Source organism: Amycolatopsis sp. NPDC003731, from assembly GCF_053586895.1.
Map to the genome: position 1 here is coordinate 21,778 of NZ_JBSFNC010000075.1, position 21,986 is coordinate 43,763.

General features: G+C 66.8%; 28 protein-coding genes and 2 tRNA genes. 25 read left to right on the plus strand and 5 right to left on the minus strand.

Annotated features, from left to right (window positions below):
* Position 1 precedes the first annotated feature (1 nt).
* From ACWDN5_RS27610 to ACWDN5_RS27720, 23 genes are all read left to right on the plus strand, one after another.
* Positions 2-463, plus strand: a complete 462-nt coding sequence (locus ACWDN5_RS27610; protein WP_449678325.1) for a phage terminase small subunit — start codon at positions 2-4, stop codon at positions 461-463.
* Positions 464-641: 178 nt separating this feature from the next.
* Positions 642-712: transfer RNA gene (locus ACWDN5_RS27615), tRNA-Trp, on the plus strand.
* 47 nt (positions 713-759) lie between these two features.
* Positions 760-832 (plus strand) — tRNA-Asn (locus tag ACWDN5_RS27620).
* A 30-nt stretch (positions 833-862) separates the two neighbouring features.
* Positions 863-2,491 carry a hypothetical protein gene (locus ACWDN5_RS27625; protein ID WP_449678326.1) on the plus strand — a complete coding sequence of 543 codons (1,629 nt, stop codon included), beginning with the start codon at positions 863-865 and terminating at the stop codon, positions 2,489-2,491.
* Between the two features lie 7 nt (positions 2,492-2,498).
* Positions 2,499-3,965 (plus strand): phage portal protein, encoded by a 1,467-nt coding sequence (locus ACWDN5_RS27630; RefSeq protein ID WP_449678327.1) that lies wholly within the window; start codon positions 2,499-2,501, stop codon positions 3,963-3,965.
* 148 nt (positions 3,966-4,113) lie between these two features.
* Positions 4,114-4,701 (plus strand): hypothetical protein, encoded by a 588-nt coding sequence (locus tag ACWDN5_RS27635; protein ID WP_449678328.1) that lies wholly within the window; start codon positions 4,114-4,116, stop codon positions 4,699-4,701.
* A 27-nt stretch (positions 4,702-4,728) separates the two neighbouring features.
* Complete coding sequence (locus ACWDN5_RS27640; protein WP_449678329.1) at positions 4,729-5,301, plus strand: hypothetical protein; 573 nt, start codon at positions 4,729-4,731, stop codon at positions 5,299-5,301.
* Positions 5,302-5,334: 33 nt separating this feature from the next.
* Entirely contained in the window at positions 5,335-6,186 is an 852-nt protein-coding gene (locus ACWDN5_RS27645) for a hypothetical protein (protein WP_449678330.1), read from the plus strand.
* Between the two features lie 259 nt (positions 6,187-6,445).
* Positions 6,446-7,006, plus strand: a complete 561-nt coding sequence (locus ACWDN5_RS27650) for a hypothetical protein (RefSeq protein ID WP_449678331.1) — start codon at positions 6,446-6,448, stop codon at positions 7,004-7,006.
* Positions 7,006-7,353, plus strand: a complete 348-nt coding sequence (locus ACWDN5_RS27655) for a hypothetical protein (RefSeq protein WP_449678332.1) — start codon at positions 7,006-7,008, stop codon at positions 7,351-7,353. The genes ACWDN5_RS27650 and ACWDN5_RS27655 overlap by 1 nt, the downstream gene beginning before the upstream one ends.
* The gene (locus tag ACWDN5_RS27660) at positions 7,353-7,607 is read left to right on the plus strand and encodes a hypothetical protein (protein WP_449678333.1); all 255 of its coding nucleotides are present in this window, start codon (positions 7,353-7,355) and stop codon (positions 7,605-7,607) included. The genes ACWDN5_RS27655 and ACWDN5_RS27660 overlap by 1 nt, the downstream gene beginning before the upstream one ends.
* On the plus strand, positions 7,604-8,008 hold the full coding sequence (locus tag ACWDN5_RS27665; protein ID WP_449678334.1) for a hypothetical protein: 405 nt from the start codon (positions 7,604-7,606) through the stop codon (positions 8,006-8,008). Before ACWDN5_RS27660 ends, ACWDN5_RS27665 begins: the two co-directional genes overlap by 4 nt.
* An 80-nt stretch (positions 8,009-8,088) precedes the next feature.
* Positions 8,089-8,634, plus strand: a complete 546-nt coding sequence (locus ACWDN5_RS27670) for a phage tail tube protein (RefSeq protein WP_449678335.1) — start codon at positions 8,089-8,091, stop codon at positions 8,632-8,634.
* Between the two features lie 118 nt (positions 8,635-8,752).
* Complete coding sequence (locus ACWDN5_RS27675; protein WP_449678336.1) at positions 8,753-9,031, plus strand: hypothetical protein; 279 nt, start codon at positions 8,753-8,755, stop codon at positions 9,029-9,031.
* A gap of 32 nt (positions 9,032-9,063) precedes the next feature.
* Positions 9,064-9,423, plus strand: coding sequence for a hypothetical protein (locus ACWDN5_RS27680; protein WP_449678337.1), 360 nt, complete (start codon positions 9,064-9,066; stop codon positions 9,421-9,423).
* Positions 9,413-11,662 (plus strand): phage tail tape measure protein, encoded by a 2,250-nt coding sequence (locus tag ACWDN5_RS27685; RefSeq protein ID WP_449678338.1) that lies wholly within the window; start codon positions 9,413-9,415, stop codon positions 11,660-11,662. Before ACWDN5_RS27680 ends, ACWDN5_RS27685 begins: the two co-directional genes overlap by 11 nt.
* Positions 11,659-12,444 carry a hypothetical protein gene (locus ACWDN5_RS27690; protein WP_449678339.1) on the plus strand — a complete coding sequence of 262 codons (786 nt, stop codon included), beginning with the start codon at positions 11,659-11,661 and terminating at the stop codon, positions 12,442-12,444. The genes ACWDN5_RS27685 and ACWDN5_RS27690 overlap by 4 nt, the downstream gene beginning before the upstream one ends.
* A 63-nt stretch (positions 12,445-12,507) precedes the next feature.
* On the plus strand, positions 12,508-13,551 hold the full coding sequence (locus ACWDN5_RS27695; RefSeq protein WP_449678340.1) for a DUF5047 domain-containing protein: 1,044 nt from the start codon (positions 12,508-12,510) through the stop codon (positions 13,549-13,551).
* 9 nt (positions 13,552-13,560) lie between these two features.
* Positions 13,561-14,271 carry a hypothetical protein gene (locus tag ACWDN5_RS27700; protein WP_449678341.1) on the plus strand — a complete coding sequence of 237 codons (711 nt, stop codon included), beginning with the start codon at positions 13,561-13,563 and terminating at the stop codon, positions 14,269-14,271.
* Positions 14,272-14,283: 12 nt separating this feature from the next.
* On the plus strand, positions 14,284-14,832 hold the full coding sequence (locus ACWDN5_RS27705; protein WP_449678342.1) for a hypothetical protein: 549 nt from the start codon (positions 14,284-14,286) through the stop codon (positions 14,830-14,832).
* A gap of 2 nt (positions 14,833-14,834) precedes the next feature.
* Positions 14,835-15,191, plus strand: coding sequence for a hypothetical protein (locus ACWDN5_RS27710; protein WP_449678343.1), 357 nt, complete (start codon positions 14,835-14,837; stop codon positions 15,189-15,191).
* Between the two features lie 10 nt (positions 15,192-15,201).
* Positions 15,202-16,137: a peptidoglycan recognition protein family protein gene (locus tag ACWDN5_RS27715; protein ID WP_449678344.1), complete on the plus strand. Its 936-nt coding sequence runs from the start codon at positions 15,202-15,204 to the stop codon at positions 16,135-16,137.
* 29 nt (positions 16,138-16,166) lie between these two features.
* Positions 16,167-16,382, plus strand: a complete 216-nt coding sequence (locus tag ACWDN5_RS27720) for a holin (RefSeq protein ID WP_449678345.1) — start codon at positions 16,167-16,169, stop codon at positions 16,380-16,382.
* 68 nt (positions 16,383-16,450) lie between these two features.
* Here the strand turns inward: ACWDN5_RS27720 and ACWDN5_RS27725 are convergent, their stop codons facing one another.
* On the minus strand, positions 16,451-17,917 hold the full coding sequence (locus ACWDN5_RS27725; RefSeq protein ID WP_449678346.1) for a recombinase family protein: 1,467 nt from the start codon (positions 17,915-17,917) through the stop codon (positions 16,451-16,453).
* Here ACWDN5_RS27725 and ACWDN5_RS27730 point away from each other — a divergent pair.
* The gene (locus ACWDN5_RS27730; protein WP_449678347.1) at positions 17,916-18,812 is read left to right on the plus strand and encodes an aldo/keto reductase family protein; all 897 of its coding nucleotides are present in this window, start codon (positions 17,916-17,918) and stop codon (positions 18,810-18,812) included. The genes ACWDN5_RS27725 and ACWDN5_RS27730 overlap by 2 nt on opposite strands.
* Here ACWDN5_RS27730 and ACWDN5_RS27735 read toward each other — a convergent pair.
* The 3 genes from ACWDN5_RS27735 to ACWDN5_RS27745 are packed head-to-tail and all read right to left on the minus strand — an operon-like array spanning position 18,809 to position 20,602.
* Entirely contained in the window at positions 18,809-19,021 is a 213-nt protein-coding gene (locus ACWDN5_RS27735) for a hypothetical protein (RefSeq protein ID WP_449678348.1), read from the minus strand. The genes ACWDN5_RS27730 and ACWDN5_RS27735 overlap by 4 nt on opposite strands.
* Positions 19,014-19,856 (minus strand): phosphoribosylaminoimidazolesuccinocarboxamide synthase, encoded by an 843-nt coding sequence (locus ACWDN5_RS27740; RefSeq protein ID WP_310977126.1) that lies wholly within the window; start codon positions 19,854-19,856, stop codon positions 19,014-19,016. The genes ACWDN5_RS27735 and ACWDN5_RS27740 overlap by 8 nt, the downstream gene beginning before the upstream one ends.
* Complete coding sequence (locus tag ACWDN5_RS27745; RefSeq protein WP_449678349.1) at positions 19,853-20,602, minus strand: GntR family transcriptional regulator; 750 nt, start codon at positions 20,600-20,602, stop codon at positions 19,853-19,855. Before ACWDN5_RS27745 ends, ACWDN5_RS27740 begins: the two co-directional genes overlap by 4 nt.
* Positions 20,603-20,740: 138 nt before the next feature.
* Between ACWDN5_RS27745 and ACWDN5_RS27750 the strand changes: the two genes are divergently transcribed.
* Positions 20,741-21,190 carry a hypothetical protein gene (locus ACWDN5_RS27750; protein WP_310977124.1) on the plus strand — a complete coding sequence of 150 codons (450 nt, stop codon included), beginning with the start codon at positions 20,741-20,743 and terminating at the stop codon, positions 21,188-21,190.
* Here ACWDN5_RS27750 and ACWDN5_RS27755 read toward each other — a convergent pair.
* Complete coding sequence (locus ACWDN5_RS27755) at positions 21,187-21,864, minus strand: IspD/TarI family cytidylyltransferase (protein WP_310977123.1); 678 nt, start codon at positions 21,862-21,864, stop codon at positions 21,187-21,189. The genes ACWDN5_RS27750 and ACWDN5_RS27755 overlap by 4 nt on opposite strands.
* Positions 21,865-21,986: the final 122 nt, after the last annotated feature.

The window sequence follows — 21,986 nt, forward strand, 5'->3', positions numbered from 1 at the left end:
GATGGCCGGCCGAGGACCAACGCCGAAGCCCGCCGCCGCGCGTGCCCGTACGAACTCGGACCCGATGGGGGTCCGAGTCGTGAAGTCCGAGCCCTCGCCGGCGCCCGAGCTGCCCGAGCTGATGCCGGACGGCGAACCGTGGCCGGCGCAGACGCTGACGTGGTGGCGGAACTGGATCGGCGACCCGCTCACGGCCGAGTTCCGCACGGCCGATTGGGACGAGCTACTGATTTCTGCTGTGCTGCACGGGCGTTTCTGGTCCGGGGACACGAAGGTGGCCGCGGAGCTCCGGCTCCGGACGGCGAAGTTCGGCGCGACGCCCGAGGACCGAGCGCGACTCCGGATCACCTACGGCGCCGCGGATGACGCCGACGACAAGGCGGCCCGCCGGCGAGCGCGGACCGACGAAGGGCCGGCCACCGCCGGCAAGCGGTACAGCAAGCTTCGCGCGGTCGCTGACTGACGGCGCGCGACCCGGCGAGGTTTGAAGCCGCCACCGGGTGACCAATGGCGGCCCAGCACGTACGCGGACCCTGGCCCACGCCGGCGTCTGTGTCCGCCCACGCCGGGCGGTTAAGGCGGGCCGGCGAGATGCAACCCCGGACACGGGGCCTATTCCCGCTGGCCCGTCAGGCGCGAACGGGGGTGTAGCTCAGTGGAAGAGCAGCGGTCTCCAAAACCGCCGGCGGGGGTTCGATTCCCCCCACCCTTGCGTTAGTCCCCCGGCTGCCTCTCCCAGATGCACCCTGCCGGGGCCCTTGGTCGCTAGCTCAATTGGCAGAGCACCCCGCTGTTAACGGGGGGGTTCCTGGTTCGAGTCCAGGGCGATCAGCACAAGCCTAATCCGAAACGGAGAATTCGCGTGCCCTGGAAGCCTGAATTCCCGGGCGAATTCCCCACGCTCGGATGGTACGTCCTCGATTGGGTGTCCGAGTACCTCGCGACCCCGGACCGCACGGACTATCAGCCGCTCGTCCTCACGGACGAGCAAGCGAAATTCGTCCTCGACTTCTACCGGCTGGATCCGGAGACGGGCCGGCGCGTCTACCGGCGCGGCTTGTGGAGCCGGCCGAAGGGCCACGGGAAGTCCCCGCTGCTGTCCGCCTTCGCCATCGTCGAAGGCCTGGCCGACGTCGTCCCCGACGGATGGGACGCGAACGGCCGGCCGGTCGGCAAGCCGTGGTCGGAAGTCCGGACGCCGTGGGTACAGATCGCCGCGGTTAGCGAGGACCAAACCAAGAACTCGTGGGCCCCTCTGCTGGAAATGCTCCGCGAGGGCCCGATCATTGACGAGTACCCGGGTATCTACCCGATGGAGACATTCGTCGCCCTGCCGAAAGGCAAAATCGAATTCGTCACGTCGTCGTCGTCCTCGCGCGAGGGCAACCGGCCGAACTTCGCCGTCCTCGACCAAACCGAAGAGTGGAAGCCCGGGAACGGCGGTGTCAAGCTCGCCGCGGTCATCCGCCGAAACCTCGGCAAGGTCAACGGGACGTCGATCGAGTCGCCGAACGCGTTCATCCCCGGCGAACAGTCTGTCGCCGAGGACTCCGCGCGGTACGCCGAGCGGATCCGCGAGGGCAAGGTTCGCGACGCCGGCTTCCTACTCGACCACCGCGAAGCGCCGGCAGACACCGACCTCGAAGACAAAGAGAGTCTTCTCCGCGGCCTCGCGATCGCCTACGGCGATTCCGCGGACGTCGCCGGCGGTTGGGTCGACCTCGAACGCCTGGTTCACGAAATCTGGGACCCCGGCACGACCCCGCAGGACGCCCGGCGCTACTACCTGAACCAGATCACCTACGCCGCCGATGGCTTCTTGAGCCAGCCGGAGTGGAATGGGTGCAAGGACACCACGAAGACCGTCGCCGCCGGCGACACGGTCACGCTCGGGTTCGACGGCTCCCGCGGCCGGGCGAAGGGCAAGCCCGACGCTACGGCGCTGATCGGGTGTCGTGTCAGCGACGGCCATCTGTTCGAAATCGCCGTCTGGGAAGCCCCTGACGGCCCGGACCAGAACAAGTGGACCCCGCCTATCCCGGAGATCGAAGCGGCCGTCGACGACGCGTTCAAGCGCTTCCGCGTGGTCGGCTTCTACGCCGACCCGGCGAAAGACTGGCGCAGCTACGTCAACGCGTGGGAAGCCAAGTACGCCGGCCGCTGTCCTGTGAAGGTCTCCGTCAACCACCCGTTCGAATGGTGGATGACCGGCGGCCGGTCGGGGCTGAATCAGCGGGCTATCGAGATCTTCGAAGGCGCGGTTCGAAACAAGGACCTGACGCACGACGCGGCTTTCAAGCTGACGCAGCACATGCTGAACGCCCGGACGCGATTCCGGAACGGGAAGCTCACGCTCGAAAAAGAGCACGACTACTCGTCAAACAAGATCGACGCGGCCGTTGCCGCGGTTCTCGCGTGGCAAGCGCGAATGGACGCCGTTGCAAAGGGCATCGGCGCCAGGAAGACCGGTTTCGTCCGCAGAATGAGGTGACGTCGACTTGCCGGATCCCCAATGGTGGCTGACTCACCTCACCGCCCGAATGGACAACCGCGCCCCCCGGGTCACGGCGCTACGGCGCCGTCTCGAAGGTGACGCCCCGCTACCCGAAGGCGCGGACAACTGTCGCGAGGCTTACGTCAAGCTTCAGCGAAAGGCGCGCTCGAACTACGAAGCCAACATCGTGAGCGCGGTCACCAACCGCATGACGATCGCGCAGTTCCGCGTGGGCGACAACCGCGAGGACGACAACCGAGCCCGGAAGCTCTGGAAGCGGAACAAGGCGAACACCTGGTACGGCGATGTGCACCGGGAAATGGTCGGCCTGTCCGAGGGCTTCGTTGCCGTTCAGCCCGGCGACTTCGGCGCGGAGTTTTTCCGCGTCCGCCCGGAACAGGCGATCGTCGAGTACGACCCGGTTCGCCCGGACAAGCGCCGGGCGGCCCTGATCGCCGTCCGCGACTTCGTCAGTGAGACGGACCTCGCGTACTTGCACCTGGTCGGCCGGGTGTGGCGTTTCACGCGGCCGGCGTTCACCACCGACTCGGAGACCGAGCGGCGCAAGCCGATCACATCGATTTCCGGCGGATGGACTCTCGACGAGACTTACTCGGACGCCGAAGGCCGGGCAACCAGCCTCTCCCGGATCCCGGTCGTCCCCTTCGTCAACCGCGGCGGCCTCGGCGAGTTCGAAGCCCACGTCGACCTCCTCGACCGGATCAACTGGACCACGCTTCAGCGCATGGTCTTGACGGCCATGCAGGCGTTCCGTCAGCGCGCCGTCAAGGGTGACCTTCCCGAGAAAGACGAAGCCGGGAAGCCGATCGATTACGAGAAGATTTTCCAGCCGGGCCCCGGGGCTCTCTGGAATCTTCCCGAGGGCGTCGATATCTGGGAATCAGCACAAACCGATCTCCGCGGCATTCTGGATTCGGCGAAGGCTGATCTCACGGAACTGTCTGGCGTGACTAACACGCCGATGATGTCGCTTATGCCCGAGGGCGCCAACCAGACAGCCGAAGGCGCGGCCACCTCAAAGGAGGGGCTCGTCTTCAAGGTCCGCGATATCAACGAGCGCGCCGGCTCTTCGTGGGCCGAGGTTCTCTCGCTCGGAATCGAGATGGAAACACAGGAAGTCGTCGACGTCGAAGTCGACTTCGTCCCGCCCGAGAATCAGAGCATGGCCGAGCGCTTCGACGCTCTCGCTAAGTCCGGCACCGACGTTCCGTGGCGAACGAAGATGACCGACATTCTCGGATTCGACGGCGACAAGGTCGACCGCATGGCCGCTGAGCGCGCGGAGGACGCGGTCTTCGCGGCCTCATTCGCCCCCGCCCCTCCGGCGTCGCCGGGCGCACCACAGACAGCGCCGGCAACGGAGGAAAAGCAGGATGGCGGAGAGGCCGGAAGTACTGACGGCGGTGAACCGCGCGATAGCAGCGGACGCCCAGGTTCGAGCGCGGGTTAAGGATTTCATCACCCGCACATGGTTGGGGCTCGGGAACTACCGAGACGCGGACGTCGAGATCTTCGTCAACCGCGTTCTCCCGGTAGTTCTCGGGGCTCAACGTCAAGTCGCGTCCCTGACGGACGCGTATCTAGCGCAGGTAGCAGCGATGACCGTGGGTGGCTCGGCCGCCCCGCTCGGGCTTCGTCCTGCGGAGGTGACCGGAACGGCCCTCCGTGGTGTCGACCCCCGCGAGGTCTATCGCCGGCCGGGCGTACAGGTGTGGACGTCATTGTCCGAGGGACGCACGTTTGACGAGGCCGTGAAAGACGGCCTCCGCCGAGCCGTGTCCGTCGCCATGACGGATCTTCAGTTGGCCAAAACCCACACCGCCCGCAAGGTGTTCGAAAACGACGATCGTGTTGTCGGCCACCGCCGAACCCTGACAGGTTCGGAAGACTGCGCCATCTGCCGCGTTGCGGCAACACAGCGGTACCACCGCGAAGACTTGCAGCCCATTCACCCGGGTTGTGACTGCGGGGTCGCGCCGATCTACGGCGATTCGGACCCCGGACAGGTGATTGATCGAAAAGGGCTCGAAGACGTGCACGACGCCGTGGCGGAACGCTTTGGCGAATCGGCCGCGGACGCCCGCGCGATCGATTACCGAAAGCTGATTCTCGTCGAGAACCACGGCGAAATCGGGCCGGTGCTGACCGTCAAGGGCCAGCACTTCGACGGCCCACCACGAACGTAACCGCTACCCGAAACGGGGAAACGAAACATGTCTGACACCACCGCTTCCGCTGCTGCCACCGACGGCACCGCGCCCACGGGCGACCAGAACACGGCGCCGGCCGGCGGCACCGACAACACCGCCCCTGCGGGTGGCGAGGTCGACTACAAGGCCGAAGCGGAGAAGTGGAAGGCACTCAGCCGCAAGAACGAGGCGACCGCGAAGGCGAACGCCGACGCGGCAAAGAAGCTCGCCGACATCGAAGCGGCTCAGCTCTCCGAGACGGAGAAGCTGACGAAGCGTGTCGAAGCCGCCGAGGCGCGCGCGGCCGAGCTGGAACTCAAGGCCCTGAAGGCCGAGGTTGCCGCGGAGAAGAATCTCCCGGCCAACCTGCTGAACGGCACCACGCGCGAGGAACTCGAAACGCACGCCGACGAGCTGATTCGGTTCCGCGGTCCGGCCGGCACGAACGACTTCGGCGCCGGAAAGACCGGCACGAAGGACATCAGCGACGGCAAGTCCGGCCAGCTCACGCGCGACGACCTCAAAAAGATGTCGCCGGCGGAAATCGTCGAAGCCAAGAAGGCCGGTCGTCTCGACGCCGTCCTTGGCAAGTCCTGACATATCATTTCCCCGAAGTAAGGAAATCACCACATGGCTATCTCCAATTTCGTTCCGGAGATCTGGAGCGCCGAACTCCTGGTCGCTCTGGAGAAGGCTCTCGTCTACGCCGCGCCGGGCGTCGTGAACCGCGACTACGAAGGCGAAATCGAGAACGCGGGCGACACGGTGCACATCACCGGCCTGGCGGACCCGACCGTCGGCAACTACACCCCGCACACCGACATCACGATCGAGGACGTCGACGACACCACGCTTTCTCTGATCATCGATCAGAGCAAGTACTTCGCTTTCGAGGTCGACGACGTCGAGAAGCGTCAGGCGAAGTCCGGCGGCGCCGTGCTGTCCGAGCAGGCTCGCAAGGCCGCGTACAAGCTGCGCGACGTCGCGGACCAGTTCGTCGCCGGCCTGATGGCCGCGGGCGTCTCGGCCGGCAACCTGGTGGCGGAGCAGACGCTTTCGACTGCCGCGGACGCGTACGACCTGCTGGTCGACCTCGGCGTCCTGCTGGACGAGAGCAACGTTCCGACCGAGGGCCGGTTCGTCGTCGTCACGCCGAAGTTCCACGGCCTGCTTCAGAAGGACCAGCGCTTCATCGCCGCGGGCGACGCGTCCGGCGCGAGTGTCCGTGCCAACGGCCTGATCGGTGAGGCCGCGGGCTTCTCGGTCCGGAAGAGCAACAACGCTCCGAACGGTCCGGGCGCCGGCGCCGGCAAGCTGGTGATCGCCGGCTCGGCGATCGCCACCACCTACGCCGAGCAGATCTCGAAGACCGAGGCCGCCCGTAAGGAGAAGGGCTTCGCGGACATCGTGAAGGGTCTGCACCTGTACGGCGGCAAGGTCGTTCGCTCGACTGCTCTCGCTGCGGCGGACGTGATCATCTGATGGATGCCGGAGAACAGCTCCGGTTCTACGGCCCCGCCGGTGCGCCTTTCGTGGTGACCGTCGGGGCCGCTTTCACTCCCCGCTACATCCGTGCGCGGATCGAGGCGGGCGAGTGGAAGCCCTTCGAGGCGGAGACGCCCGAACCGCCGGCCGAGCCGGCTCCGGAGCCAACACCCGATACCCCCGCTGAGGAACAACCGCCGGCGCCGGTGAAGCGCCGTCCCGGTCGTCCCCGCAAGAACCCGTAGGGAGTGAAGTCATGCCGTTGCCCCCCTTGGCAACGCCGGCGGACGGCGTGACCTACGGCTACCCGGAAGTCTCGCCCGCGCTGTACGCGCGGGCGTCCGTCCGCGTTCGCTCGTTCGTCGAGCAGGACATCACCCGAGCCACGTCCACGCTCACGCTCTCGGGTTGTGGCCCGTGGTATCTCCCGCAGCGGCCCGTGGTGGCCGTGACGTCCGTCGTGAACAGCGTGGGCGATGCCGTCGCGTTCTACGTGGACGGCGCATGGCTCTACGCCGACCCGCGCCACCCGAGCGGCTACCCGCTCACGGTCACCTACACCCACGGGTTCGATCCGGTACCGGATGCACTGGTCGAACTCGTCTGCGCCGTCGCAACGCGCATGTCGTCCGTCCCGGACGCCGTCGCGTCGGGCGTCCGAACCGAACAGGCGGGCGCCGAGGCGGTCACGTGGGGCGTTGAGGCGTACAACGCGTCTTCGGGCCTCACGTCGACGGAGGAAGCCCGGCTACGCCGGATGTTCCCGAAGCTGCCCCGGACGATCACGATGCGGCCGGCGCCCATTCGGGGGTTCTGATGGCCGTTGTTTCCTTTGGCTGCAAGACGGTTACGCGCTTGCGGGCCACGACGGTCGTCGAGCGCGGAGACACGGTCTACGTGTGGGACACGCCGGCAACGCTCGACGTCGCCGGGTGTGTCTTCCAGCCGATCCCCTCCGAGGAAATCCAGCGCGACCGGGAGAACCGCGATGCGGTGATCCGCCGTTGGCGGCTGATCACGCCGCCCGGCGCAGACATCAACGAACACGACCGGGTCGCCGTCGACGGCGTCGTCTACGAGGTCGACGGATTCATCCAGCGGTGGCAGGGCCCCACGGGCGCGCTCGCTCACGACGAACTCGAACTGAAGAGGGTGGACGGCTAATGGCGGGCAAAGTGACCCTGAAGCTGAATTCCGCCGGCGTCGTCGAGCTCCTGAAGTCCGAAGGTGTCTTGTCCGACCTCGCCGACCGGGCCGACGCGATTGCAGCGGCGGCCGGCCCAGGATTCGAATCCGACTGGGAGCGCGGCCCGAAGCGGGCACGCGCTTCTGTCCGGACTACTGACTACGAGTCCCGTCTAGCAGAGGCGCGCGAACGCGCTCTGACACGGGCTATCGACGCCGGGCGGTCCGGATGAGTCAGCCGATCCTGTTTCCTGACGCCGAAGATCTCCTAGTCGACTACCTGACGGCCGAGTTCGCCGAGCGCGCGATCACCGCCACGGCGCACACGAAGGTCCCGAATCCGCGGCCGACGAAGTTCGTTCTCGTCCCCCGGGTTGGCGGTGTTCGTCGGAACATCGTCGTCGACGCGCCGACGATCGGGTTCGAAGTGTGGGCGGACCGCGACAAGGCGGCTTCCGACCTCGCGCAGATAACGCGAGCGCTCGTCAACGGAATGGCCGGCCGCCGGATTGGCGGCGTTCAGTGCTACCGGGTCGAAGAGCTCGCCGGCCCGACGAATTTCCCCGACGGGGTTTCCGCGCAATCCCGATACGTCTTTACCACAACTCTCAGCTTCCGGGGCACGGTCCTTTAGCGGTTCGTCGAAAGGTGCGTCCTTTCGCGCCCAATTACTGCACCGTACCCGGGGCGCCCGTTCAGGAAAGGAACGCCTAAATGGCGCTCAACGCGGATAACGTCTCCGTCGCCGTCACCGGCGCGTGCTCTTATGCCCCGTCGGGTTCGACGGGCCCGACCGATGCCACCACCACTCTCGACGCGGCCTTTCTGGACGTCGGCTACATCTCTTCGGACGGCGTCACCGAAACCCGCGACCGGTCGACGTCGACCGTGGTCGCGTGGCAGAACAGCGAAGTGGTTCGGTCGGTCATCACCGAATCGAGCATTTCGGTTCAGTTCGTGATGATCGAGACGAACAAGGCGAGTGTCGAGCTGTTCTACGGCGCCACCGTGTCCAGCTCGGACGGAAGCGTCGAAATCCGTCCGGGTAGCACCGGCGGCCGAAAGATGATCGTCGTCGACTACGTCGACGGTGAGGACCTGGTGCGGCTGTTCCTGCCGAACGCCGAGGTTCAGGAGGTCGGCGACCAGTCGCTGACCGCCGGCGACGCCGTCGGGTACGACGTGACGATCAAGGGCTACCCGGGCCCCCAGGGCTGGTCGGCGAAGAAGTGGTTCACGAAGTTGGACACCACTCCCTGATGGCTTGACGCCGGGGTGTCGCGCGGGCGCCTCGGCGTCATTTCCCTTTCCCGCGCATCGAAGTTAGGACCACCCGCGCATGTCCCGTAACCGCAACCGTCGCGCCAACGTCGAGCGCGTGGCGAACGGCGATTTCACCTTCCACCACAAGGGCCGTCAGTTCAGCCTGCCCCCGGCGTCCGAGTGCGCCCAGGACGTTCCGGCCGGCGTCATGATGGACGCCGTCATGAGCGGCACGGAGCAGGACGGCATTCGGCTCGGCCTCGCCGCGGTGAACTCGCCGAAGATCTCGAAGGCCGCGCGCGACGCGCTTCGCGACAAGACGACCCGCGAGTTCACCGAAATTCTCTCCCGGTGGATGAACGCCGGCGGGGTGAACCCGGGAAAATCCGAGTAGTCCTCGAACTCATCGGCGACCACACGGAAGCGATGGCGTACGACTTCCGAGCCCGGTTCGGGCTCGGACTGTCCGCCCCTTTCGACGGCACGATCACGTGGGCGGAAATGTGGGACCTCACGTCACAGCTTGTTCGCGATCCAACGGCGCACACCTGCGCCGCGCTGAACGGTTGGGAGTACCCGATTTCCCGCGAGGCTCAAGCCCTCGCGTCGCTCTATGACCTCACGTTGGTGGCTAACACGGATTCCAAGAAGCGGAACCAGGTTGAGCCATACCCGCGGCCGTGGCCGAGCGAGGACAAGAACCGCTCGAAGGCACCAACTGTAGACCAGCAGACCATTCGCGAAGCCCTCGCGAGGACAAGGGAGAACACGCACCGTGGCGACTGAAATTGCGTCCGCCTATGTCTCCCTTATCCCGACGTTCAAGGGTGGAAAGGCAGCAATCGCCGGGGAGCTCGGCGCTCCCCTCGAACAGGCCGGCGAGGAAGCCGGCAAGAAGGCCGGCGAGAAGGGCTCGAAGGGGTTCGGCGGAGCCTTCGCCGCGGGCGCGAAGTCGCTCGCCGGCGGGCTCGCCCTCTTCGGCGGTATCAACCTGATCAAGGACGCTTTCGACCTCTCGGTTCAGCAAGCGTCGCTCCCTTCGATGCTCAAGCAGCAGTTCGGTTTGGTCGGCCCGATCGCCCAGGAATCGGCGGACGCGGCCGGCCGGCTGTTCGCCGCCGGGTGGGGCGAATCCCTTACCCAGGTGGGCGAATCGGTCGGCGTCGTCGGCCGTGCACTGAACGAGCTGGGCGACAACGGAAGCGTCGAGAACGTGACGCGACAGGCCGAGGCACTGTCGAAGACGTTCGGCGAAGAGGTTCCCTCGGTTGTCCAGGCCGCCGCACAGCTTGTGCGGACCGGGCTCGCTCCCGACATGGCCGCCGCGATGGACACCATTGCGGCCGGCTTCCAGTCCGGCGTGAACTCCGGACAGGACTTTCTCGACACGATCGGCGAGTACTCCGGCCAGTTCCAGAAGCTCGGCCTGGACGGGCCGATGGCAATCGGCCTGATCAACCAGGCTCTCGCCGCCGGCGCGCGGAACTCGGACTTCGTCGCTGACGCGATCAAGGAATTCAGCATTCGCGCGGTCGACGGCTCGAAGACGACGGCCGCGGGCTTCAAGGCGATCGGCCTTGACGCGACCGCTGCGGCGGCCGAGATCGCGAAGGGCGGTCCGGCCGCGGAGACGATGTTCTCTCGCGTCCTCGAAGGTCTCCGAGGGATCAAAGACCCCGTCGCGCAGTCACAGGCGGCCGTCGCGCTGTTCGGCACGAAGGCGGAAGACCTCGGTAAGGCGTTGTTCGCGATGAACCCCGCGACCGCTGCGGCGGCCGGTGGGATGGACAACGTCGCGGGCGCGGCCGACCGGGTGGCCGGCAACATCAGCGGGAGCCTTAGCACACAGCTCGAACAGCTTTCCCGAACCTTCAAGGAAGGGCTCGCTTCGGCGCTGACGGGCGTTCTGCCGGTCCTCTCGGCGTTCATGGGATTCCTACAGCCCATGCTCCCGATCCTCGCCCCGATCGCTATCGGAATTGGTGTCATCACGGCGGCGCAATGGCTTTGGAACGCGGCTATGGCCGCGAACCCGATCGGCCTGGTTATCACTCTGGTGGCCGGCCTCATCGTCGGGTTTATCGCGTTGTGGAACAAGAGCGCCGCATTCCGCGATTTCTTCATCGACATTTGGGAGTGGATCAAGAACGCCGTTTCGGCGGTCGTCGACTGGTTCCCGGTTGCGTGGTCGGCCGTGATCAATTTCCTGACGGGCCTGTGGCAGGGGTTTCTCGATTTCCTGACTTGGATTTGGGACACGATTAAGTCGCTCGTACGAGCGTACATCGATTTCTGGATTCTCGTATTCACGACGGCATTCGAATGGTTCCGTTCTGCCTGGAATAGCGTCGTCGAATTCCTGGCAGGAATCTGGGCGGGCATCGTTTCCGCAGTTCAGGCCGTGATCGACTGGTTCCGCAATGCGTGGGACTTGGCAATCATGACACTGCGTCTCGCGTGGGAGAATTTTAAGGGATTCTTCACGGGCCTGTGGAATGGGATATCTTCTTTCGTCTCGGGAATCTGGAGCGGAATTGTCGGCGCAGTGACCCGAGCCGGTAACGCGCTGATGGATGTGTGGAACGGGTTTAAGGCAGGAATCAACCGGATTTTCCAGGGCATCGCCGATTTCGGTTCGGGAATCTGGGGCGGCATCGTCGGCGCGGCTAAGTCCGCGATCAACGGCGTGATTCGCGTCGTCAACGGCGCCATCGGCGGTATCAACTCCGTGACCGGGGTTGTGGGCATCCCGGGGATTCCGAAGATTCCGATGCTCGCAAAGGGTGGCGTGGTCGACCGGCCGACGTTGGCAATGATCGGTGAGGGCAACGAGTCCGAAGCCGTCATGCCGCTGTCCAAGCTGAACACGATGCTCGCTACCGCAGAGGGCAACGGCGGCGGCGAAACGGCCGTTTACGTCTACCTCGACGGCGAGCCTGTCCGCGCCATCGCGCGGACGGAAATCCGCAAGGACAACCGAGAGACGGCGCGTGCCGTCATGCAGGGAACGGGGAAGCTCCGGTGACGCTGACAGCGACGTACAACGACGACCTAGCGCGTGTACAGCTTGCCGTCACCGGGGCTCCGGCCGCCGCGGACTACGCCCGCTTCGAGCGCACCACGGACAACATCACGTGGACCGACGTTCGGGGCGGGCAGACCGTCGGCCTTACCGGTGCGGCTTGCCGGCTCGACGACTTCGAGTTCGTTCCGGGAGTCACGAACTTCTACCGGGCGTCCTACGTCGACACCGGCGTGATCCCGGCGACCACGCTCGGCCAGGACACGGCGAACCTCACGCCGAGCATGGTCGACGTGTGGCTGAAGAACGTGCTGCGGCCGAACCTGAACCAGAAAGTTCGGCCAGCCGGCCGGATTTCGATCAGCCGGAAATCCCGGAGTGCCACGTTCGACATCGTCGGCCGGACAGTGCCCGTCGCTGTCACCGACGTCCGCGGCGCGAGGGAGTTCCAGCTTCAGCTACTCGTGGACACCTGGGCTGAGCGAGACGTCCTCGACAACGTCCTTGGCACCGGCGACGTACTACAGCTTCACGTACCGCCGGGCTCGCCGACGACGTCGGCGTTCGTCATGGTCGGTGACACCACATACGACGACGCGACGGGGCTCTACACGTTGCCCCTGACGGAAGTTGCTCGGCCGGACGGAACCCTGATCGGCGAAACGATCCTGTGGTTGGACGTCACCGCCGAATACGCGACGTGGGCCGACGTCCTCGCGGCCGAGCCGACGTGGTCCGACTTGGTCTCTCAAATCGCTAGCGGGTCGTCGACGATCGTCCCGTAAGAAAGGACGAACATGCGGCCGGTCACAGATCGGTTCCTGTCGGTTGTCCGATCCAGTCACAAAATGGTGGCCCGGGCGCGAATTGTCGCGCCCGGTCAGATCGGCGTAAACCCGGTCGGGACGGAAATCCCGATTATCTCCGGCGATGTCACGATGGACATCAACGCCGACGTGACGGCGACGCTCTCTCTGGAAACTCAAATCACGTGGCCGGCGTTCCCGACGGCCCTCGGGACGCCGTACGGACAAGAGATCTTCGTTGAACGCGGTGTCGAGTACGGCGACGGCGGCACGGAGTGGGTTGGCCTCGGGTACTTCCGAATCGACTCTGTCGAGCAGGACGAAGTGCCGAACGGAACGATCCACATCTCGGCGAGCGACCGCATGGCGCAGCTTGCCGACGACCGCCCCATGTCGCCGATCCAGTTCGGCGCCGGCGCTTCGGCCGTCGCCACGATCCAGGCCGTAGCCGGACAGGCGATCCCCGGTATCCCCGTGGTGGCCGACTGGGACGGCACTTTCGCTTCGTCCCACGTGCTCGACGACGATCGGGTGAAATTCATCCGGGATATCGCTTCGTCGTACGGGAAGATCGCGTACTTCGACTACGCCGGCCGCCTTCAGGTGAAGAGCGCGCCGGATCCGACGAAGGCGTCCGTCTTCACGGTCAACGCCGGGCGCAATGGCGTCATGGTCAAGATGAAGCGAGCCCTCACCCGCGATGGCGTCTACAACGCCGTCGTCGCGACAGGCGAAGGCGTCGGCGAATTGCCCCCGGTGCGCGGTGTGGCGACCGACGATGTCCCGACGTCGCCGACGTACTTCGGGGGCAGCTTCGGCCACGTGCCGCGGTTCTACTCGTCTTCGTTCCTGACGACCGCCGATCAGTGCACGATCGCCGCGCGGGCGATGCTCGTTCAGGCGACCGGGCTCCCCTACGCCGTCTCGCTCGGCCTGGTGCCGAATCCCGCTCTCGAAGCGGGCGACGTGCTTCGCGTCCAGTACTCCGAACGCGGCCTCATCGAAACGCACATCGCGGACAAGATCGTGTACCCGCTCGTCGCCGGCGGCGTGATGACGATCGAAACGCGGAAACAATACCTGTAGGAGAACCCCTTGCGTTCCCAGGACATCGCCGCGCTGATTCAGGCCGGCACCGCGCCGGCGCCGGGCGACCAGGACATCTCTCTCCACAAGGGCACCGTGCGGTCGTGGGACCGCCAGTCCGGCGTGAACACCGTTGAGGTCAACGGAACGGTGCTGAACAACCTGGACAGCCTTCAGGGCGGAGTCCCCACCGCTTACGCGGTGGGGGACGTCGTTTTGGTCGCTCGCAAGCAATCGACGTATTTCTTGCTGGGCAAGGTGGCCTCGGCCGCCGGCCTTGCCGGCTCGGCGCCGGCGTTCCAGACGTCGGGCTCGGCGGCTACGTACAACGCTTCGACCGCCGGTTATGGGGACCTAGCGAGCGGCACCACGCCGGCCGTTTCCACCTACATCGGGTCCAACCGAACCGCGTTGGTCCTCTGGCAAGCGAAGATCGACGCGACCGACGCGACGGCGGATGTTGCCTGGCAAGTGTCCGGCGCGTCGAGCATCGCGCCCGGCCAATTCACCGGGATGGGTATCACGTCGGGCGTCCGATTCTTCAATGCGGGCACGACCACGGTGACCACGTTCGAGACGGTTTCCGGTTCGTACCTGATCGGCCCGGGCGCCGGCCTCAACCCCGGATTCAACACGTTTTCGATGAAGGTCCGGGCGAATGTCTTCAACTCGGGCTCCGTCGCTATCAGCGCACTGGGAATCACCGTTATTCCCCTGTAGAAAGGCGGCTTCGTGCCGAACACCCCCGTCTACTCGCTCCCCTACCCGGCGTCCACCGACGCGCCGAATGGGCCGGCGCAGATTCAGGCTCTGGCGACGGCCGTCGAAAACAAGTTCGTCAGCAACGACGCGGCGATTGCCGCGTCCCGATGCCTCTCGGACGTTCCGGTTACGACCAACTCGTCCAACACGTCGGGCACCGGCCGGGTCATCTGGGTTAGCCGCACGGTGACCCTGGTTTCCGGCAAGCGCTACAAGGTCACGTTCGACACCGGTTATGACTCGGCGTCGACGTCGACGGTCATTTTCGAGATGTACTACGTCGCCGGCGGTTCGGCGACTCTGACCGGCGCGACCAAGTTCTACGAGCGTTACCAGCGTGCGCTTCAGGGTGGCGCGTTCCTCGCCGCCGTCGGCAACGGGACGTTCGTCGCCCCGGGCTCCGGATCGTTCACGGTCATGGGCGTTCTGTGGAACTCGGACTCCGCGGTGACGAAGACCAACGGCGGCACTCCGAATGGCTCGGACAACCGCGGCCGGTTCCTCATCGAATTGGACTGACCATGACGACTCCCGACCCGACGAACACGATCATTCTTCAGTTCATCCGTGAGGAATTGGGCACCGTGCGGACTTCGATGCACGAAGAGCTGACCGGCCTCCGCGCCGACATTTCCGGCCTCTCGGACAAGCTCGGCGGCCACATCACGGACACCGCGTCCCGTGTCTCCGTTCTGGAACACCAACACCGCGTACAGGCGGCGGAGATTTCCGAGATGCGGGCCGACGACCGCGCGGAACGCGCGGCCTCGAACGCGGACGAGAAGGCGGCCCTCGCCGTCCGACGGGCGAACTACACGTTCGCCCTGTCCACGCTGATCGCGGTTGCCGGCGTGGTCGTCCCGATTTTCGCGAAGTGAGGAACTTCGAATGGCCTACTTGACCAACCTCGCCGACTTCGCCCGGTCCGCCGGGCTCCGCGTCGTCGAACAGCCGGGGTGGAAGACCCGCGGGCACGGGAGCTTCGGCGCCGTGCTTTCGGTGGTCTGCCACCACACCGGCACGCCGACGACTTCCGGCAACTACCCGTCTCTCAACGTCGTCACCAACGGACGCGCGGATCTCGCCGGTCCGCTGTGCAACTTCGGCCTCGGTCGTGACGGCACGGTCTACGTCGTCGCCGCCGGCGTTGCCTGGCACGCCGGTGCCACGGTTAACGATGCCGTCTACGGCAACAACCACTCGATCGGCATCGAAGCTGAGGGCACCGGCAAGGACGCGTGGCCGGAAGCTCAGCTCGACGCGTACGCGCGTCTGTGTACCGCGCTGACGAAGGCGTTCAGCTTCCCCGTAAGCCGGGTCCAGGGCCACAAAGAGATCTGCTACCCGCACGGCCGGAAGCCCGACCCGAACTTCGACATGAACGCGTTCCGCGGCCGAGTCTCGGCCGTGCTCGCCGGCAACCCTGTCCACAATCCCACCCCGAAGGAACGCAAGATGATCACGCCTCAGTCGCTCCCGTACTCGGCGGACTGGTCCTACGAGATGTTCCCCGTCGAGTCCTCGGGTAACTCCGGGATCATGTCGGCCGTCTGGTTCCGGATCGCCACCGGTTGGGGCGGGTCGTGCGAGTACGAAGTCAACTTCGTCAACCGCGCCGGCGAAGCCGTGGCTGCTCCGGGTGGCGATTGCAACTTCGGCCCCAACGCGGGCAAGACGCCGAAGCAGCACGACACCATGCCGAACAACGGCTTCGCGTACTGGTCCCTCCCGGCCGACTGCACTTCGATCGGTTTCCGGTACCGGAACCTGACGAAGGAAAACCGTCTCGGCCTCTCGTTCCCGCAGAAGGAAAAGGCTGCCTGATGCCCTCTGCCCTGTTCACTCGCGCCTGGTTGGTCAGCACGGCCGAGCGGGCGATCAAAACCGCGGCACAGACCACGTTGGCGATCGTCTCCGTTGGGACGGCGTTTGTCGGCGTGAACTGGACGGTCGCCGGCCTGACGATCGCGGCGGCAACGGTCAACTCCGTGTTGACCTCGATCGTCTCGGCGCCGACGTTCGTCGCCGTTCCGACCCTGCTCCCGACCCCGCCGGCGCCCCGGCGCTGACGACAAAGCCCCCGCTCGGCAACACGCCGGCGGGGGCTTTCTGTCGTTTCAGGGGTCTTACGGGTTTCCTACTGAGCCGCCGCGGTAGGCGGCTCGTAGTCTGGCAACCGCTTCCGAACTGTATCGACCGGGACGAAGATCCCGACTTGGAGCGGGTCGGCCGTGGCGGTAACGGTGATTCCGTGATCCATCAGCATCTCGCGCCGTTCCGCGGCGCCCATTCGTTCCCACGCCTCCCGGTACGTCTCGCCCACCCCTTGCTGCTCCCAGCGTGCTTCCTGGACGGGTACGGATGCAATCTTGCGCCGGCGTTCCATCAACGATTGCAGGCGACTGAAGTAGCCGTCGTCGTCGCCGTCGTACAGTCCGAGATCGCGTTCCTTTCGAATGCTCTCGATGGCCAGGTCGACCCTCTCCAGCTCGGCACTGAAGCCTGTCCCCGCGATGAACACCTTTTCGGTACGCTCGTAATTTCCCAGGTCCCCGAGAAATAGTTCCTCGACGGTCGATTCGAGTTGCTCGGCTTTCAGCCCGGGACGGCTACAGTCGTTCCTTCGCTTGATTTTTCCGGAGCACCGATAGTAGCGGTAGTCTTTCCCACGGCGATGCAGGACCCACTGATAGAGCCACTCGCCGCACTCACACTTTGCGACGTTTAGCAACATCGCCGTCCCGTGCGCCCGCTTCTTCTGTACCTTGCGGTTGTCGAGCGCCGTTTGGATTTCCTGCCACCTCTGGTAATCAGGGTCGCCCTCGGGCGTCGCGAATATCGGGGGCGCGAACTGCGCGGGCATCCCGTCGTTTTCGAGGATCACGGCGCCCTTGTGTGTCTTCTGTCCGAGGATCCATCGGGAGCGAAGCATCCGAGTAACCACGGCGGGCCCCCAATGCCCGCCCCGGCGGGGGCGGAACTCCGTGGTGTCGAGCCATCGGCAGATACCGTTCACAGAGTGGCCTTCGATCACCTTCTCGCCGATGTGGCGAACTAGCTCGGCCTCGCGCTCTTCGAGGGCCAGGCGCCATCCGGCCTCTTCCATCGGTTCGGGCTTGTACCCGAATGGAGCAGTGCCGCCCGGCCAGCGACGGAGCCCGCGCAGCTTCGCTGCGGAGCCCGCGGTTCGCTCTTTGATCGCCTCCCACTCGCCTTCGGCTACCCCCGCAAGCACGTTGGCGACCAGTCGCCCGACCCAGGACGAGAAGTCCAGGTTTTCGGTGACCGACACGATGGTCTTGTCGTTCGCTTCCGCCCAGCTCAACAACGCGTTGAGGATGATCGACCCGGCGCCGAGCCGGTCAAGCTTCCAGACGGCCACGATGTCGTATTGCGGGATCTTCTCGGGGTCGTTCAGCCACGGGCCGAACTCCGGCGCTTCGAACGGCATGGTGCCGCGGGAGAAGTCGACGTCGTCCGCCCACCCCACGATCTCGTGGCCGTGGGCCCTGGCCCACGTCTCGATGATCTCGCCTTGTCGCTCGATCGACGTCGATTCCTTCGTAAACCGGCTCAACCTCCGACGGCCGAGTACCCTTGCCATGCGGCATCTCCTCTACCAGCGCGAACGTGTTATTGACTACTGTACCTTCGACACCGCCGATGCCTACGCCAACACCGCCGCCGAGGCCGTGCTCGGGCGGGGCCTCAAGGGCCAGCGGCGGGAAAGCCTCGAGATCTTCACCAAGGTCTTCTGGCCCACCGGCCCCAAGGGGCCCAACGACCGGGGCCTGTCCCGCAAGCACATCATGGAGTCGGCCAACGCCTCACTGACCAGGCTCGGCACCGACTACGTCGACCTCTACCAGGCGCACCGCTTCGACCGGCACACCCCGCTCGAAGAGACCATGCTCGCCTTCGCCGACCTCGTGCGCCAGGGCAAGGTGCTCTACGTCGGCGTCTCGGAATGGACCGCCGAGGAGATCTCCCGCGGGGCCGCCCTCGCCCGCGAGCTGCACGTCCCGCTCGTGTCGAACCAGCCGCAGTACAACATGCTCTGGCGCGTCATCGAGGAGCAGGTCATCCCGGCCTCCGAGCGCGAAGGCCTGAGCCAGATCGTCTGGTCGCCGATCGCCCAGGGCGTGCTCACCGGCAAGTACAAGCCCGGCCAGGCCTACCCCGAAGGCTCGCGCGCCACCGACGAAAAGGGCGGCGCCGACATGGTCGCCCGCTTCCTCGACGAGGACGTCCTCAAGCGCGTCGCCCAGCTCGAACCGCTCGCTGAGCAGGCCGGCCTCAGCCTGGCCCAGCTGGCCGTCGCCTGGGTGCTGCAGAACCCGAACGTCGCCTCCGCGATCATCGGGGCTTCGCGGCCGGAGCAGGTGCACGAGAACGTCAAGGCCGCCGGCCGGAAGCTCGACGCCGACCTCCTGCAGGCCATCGACGACGTCCTCGGCGACGTCGTCGAGCGCGACCCCAGCCTGACCAAGAGCCCCTAGTCCTGGTTGATCCGCCCCTGGAACGGCACCCCGAGGTCGAACGCGTCCTCGGGGGCCATCCGGGGCTCCAGGCCGAACCCGCGCAGGAGCCGGCTCGCCCCGGCCAGCCGGTCTCCACCGCCGCCGGCCACCCGAGAAGGCGCGAGACCGTGCGAGACGAGCAGGCTTTCGACGTCGTCGATCAGGCGGTACGGGTCGTACTCACCCACGGACCCAGGTCTTCCCGGTGATCCGCTCGTAGACCTCGGTGTAGCGCTGCCGCGTCTGCTCGACGATGTCCGCCGGGATCTCCGGCCCGGGCGGGGTCTGGTCCCAGCCCGTCGACCGCGACCAGTCGCGGACGAACTGCTTGTCGAACGCGTGCTGCGGACGGCCCGGCTCCCACTCGTCGGCCGGCCAGAACCGCGACGAATCCGACGTGAGGACCTCGTCGCCCAGGGTCAGCGTGCCGTCGGCGTCGAAGCCGAACTCCAGCTTCGTGTCGGCGATGATGACGCCCTGCTCCGCCGCGTGCTCGGCGCCCTTCGTGTAGATCTCCAGGGTCAGCTCGCGCAGCCGCTTCGCGGTGTCCTCGCCGATCTCGTTCAGGACCTCGTCGAAGGTCATGAACTCGTCGTGGCCGGTGTCGGAGATCTTCGTCGTCGGCGTGAAGATCGGCTCCGGCAGCTTGTCGCCCTCGACCAGGCCCGGCGGCAGCGCGACGCCGGAGATCTTGCCGTCGCGCTGGTACTCGCGCAGGCCCAGGCCGGCCAGGTAGCCGCGGGCGATGCACTCGACCTGGACCATCTTCAGCGGCTTGCAGCGCATCGCGCGCCCGGCGAACTCCTCCGGGACGTCGGTGGTCGAGACGACGTGGTTCGGGACCACGCCGGCCATCCGGTCGAACCACCAGGCCGAGAGCTGGTTGAGCAGCTTGCCCTTGTCCGGGATCGGCGTCGGCAGCGAGACGTCGTAGACCGAGACGCGGTCGGACGCGACGAGCAGGATGTCCCCGCCGTCGAGTTCGTACAGGTCACGGACCTTGCCCGCGTGGATGTGCTTCATTCGCCGTCCTCAGTCGTGTACTCGTAGAAAACCCAGTGGTCGGGCAAGGCGGCGGATTCACCGTACTCGACGACCGTCCCGTCGGCCGCCAGGAAGGTGCTCCGGCCGAGCAGCACCGGCGACCCGGCGGGCAGCCCCAGCTCGGCCGCCTCCTCCTCGCCCGCGCGGCCCGCCGCGTGCCGTTCCTGCGTCGTCGCGATCTTCGTGCCCAGCCGGGCGGCCGCGTGGGCCGCGGTGCCCTCGACGATCCGCTCCGCCACCAGCAGCGCCGGCGCCTTGGCCGACAGCGCGCCGTCGAACCACGAGGTCGACGTCGACAGCGGCCGCGAGTCCGGGCCGTAGGTGGTCCGGCGACGGCGGATCACCGGGGCGCCCTCCTCCAGGCCGAGGGCGGCCGCGGCGCGCTCGGACGCCGGCTCGAGACCGGCCGAGCGGATCACCGCGTAGTGGCCCGGCGGGTAGATCCGGCCGGTGCGCGCCGAAGCGGCGCTGCGGTCGCGGGCCGTGCGGTGCAGGCCGCCGCGGTCGACGACCGTGCCGACGCCGCGCACGGGCCGGACCAGGCCCTGCGAGCGCAGCGTGGCCAGCACCTTGGTGGCCGTCGCCATGGCGACGGTCCAGGTGCGCGCGATCTCGCGGGCGGACGGCACCGCGTCGCCCTCCTGCAGCCGGCCGGACAGGATGTCGTCACGGATCCGGCCCGCGATCTGCAGGTACGGCGGCTCAGGGCGATCGAGGGTGGGCAAGGCGGCTCCTCACGAGGACAACACGCACAAGTGTTCTAGCACGCCGGGGGGTGTCCCACAAAGGCCTGTTCAGAACCACCCAGGTGTACTAGTACACACACTGGACTGTGCTCTAGTACGCAAGTTACCCTCGAAAGTGTGTCCCCGCCCACACCACACTCCGGATCCAGCGGCCAGGGCCTCGAGGAACTCCTCGAGGAGCTCCGGCGCCGCAACTGGGTGCTGCACCTGTTCGGCGGCCGCGAGGCCCCGGAGATCTACGCGGCCGTGCACCGCTGGCCGACCTGCGCGGACGTCATCATCCTCCGCGACGAGCACCGGGCCAGCGCCTACCGGGTGCCGACCTTCCCGGGCACGGACGTGTTCAGCCCGCGGGTCGTCACCTGGCAGTACCACGCCACCCCGGTGTGGACGCTGCGAGCGGTGCTCACCCTGGCGGAGCCCGGCACCCCGGGCGCTCCGCTGCAGGCGCTCCGGCCACAGCCGGACTGCCGGATCCCGCCGGAACTGCGCCACGACGTCACGATCCGGCCGACGGGGACGCCCCGGGAGGGGGACGACGGCGGCGGCCCGCCCGCGTGCGCCTAGCGGGCGAGCAGCCGCTCCGCGACGACGAGGTCGTGGGGATAGGTGATCTTGAGGTTCTCGGGAGCACCCGGGACCCAGCGGATCGGCAGGGAGGAGAACCGCTCCATGCACGACGAAGTGTCCGTACCCGAGAAACCTTCGCGCTCGGCCTTCTCGTAGGCCTCGAGCAGCGGTCCGGCCCGGAAGCCCTGAGGCGTCTGGACGCGGATCGCGCCGGGCACCTGGGCGACCAGGTGCCCGGCATCCACCTCGACGACGTCGTCCGCGGCCAGGCCCGGCACAGCCCCCCCGTCCTCGCGTGTCCGGGCCAACACCGCACCGACCAGCTCGGGGTGGACCAGCGGCCGGGCCGCGTCGTGCAGCAGCACGGCGTCGACCCGGCCGCCCGCTATGCGCGGGGCGAGGTGGCGCAGCGCGTTGAGCTCGGAAGCCTGGCGGGTGTCGCCGCCGTGCACGATCTCGACGCCGTCACCCGCGACCTCTTCGGCGAGCTCCCGGTCCTGCGGCCGGATGACGAGCACGAGCACGCCGATGCCGGGCACCTCCCGGAAGGCGTCGAGCGACCAGGCGACCACCCGCCGCCCGGCCAGGGGCAGGTAGACCTTGTTCAGCTTCGCGCCGACGCGGGTCCCCGCGCCACTGGCCAGCACCACCGCGGCCGCCGTCGTCTCCACGAGCCGCGAGACTACCGGCCACCAGGCGCGGCGGAACGTCGCGAATGACTCATTCGGGACGTCCGACGCGCAATCCGCGCACGTGGCTGCCGATGCCGGCTTCATGGGCGGGGTTGACGGTG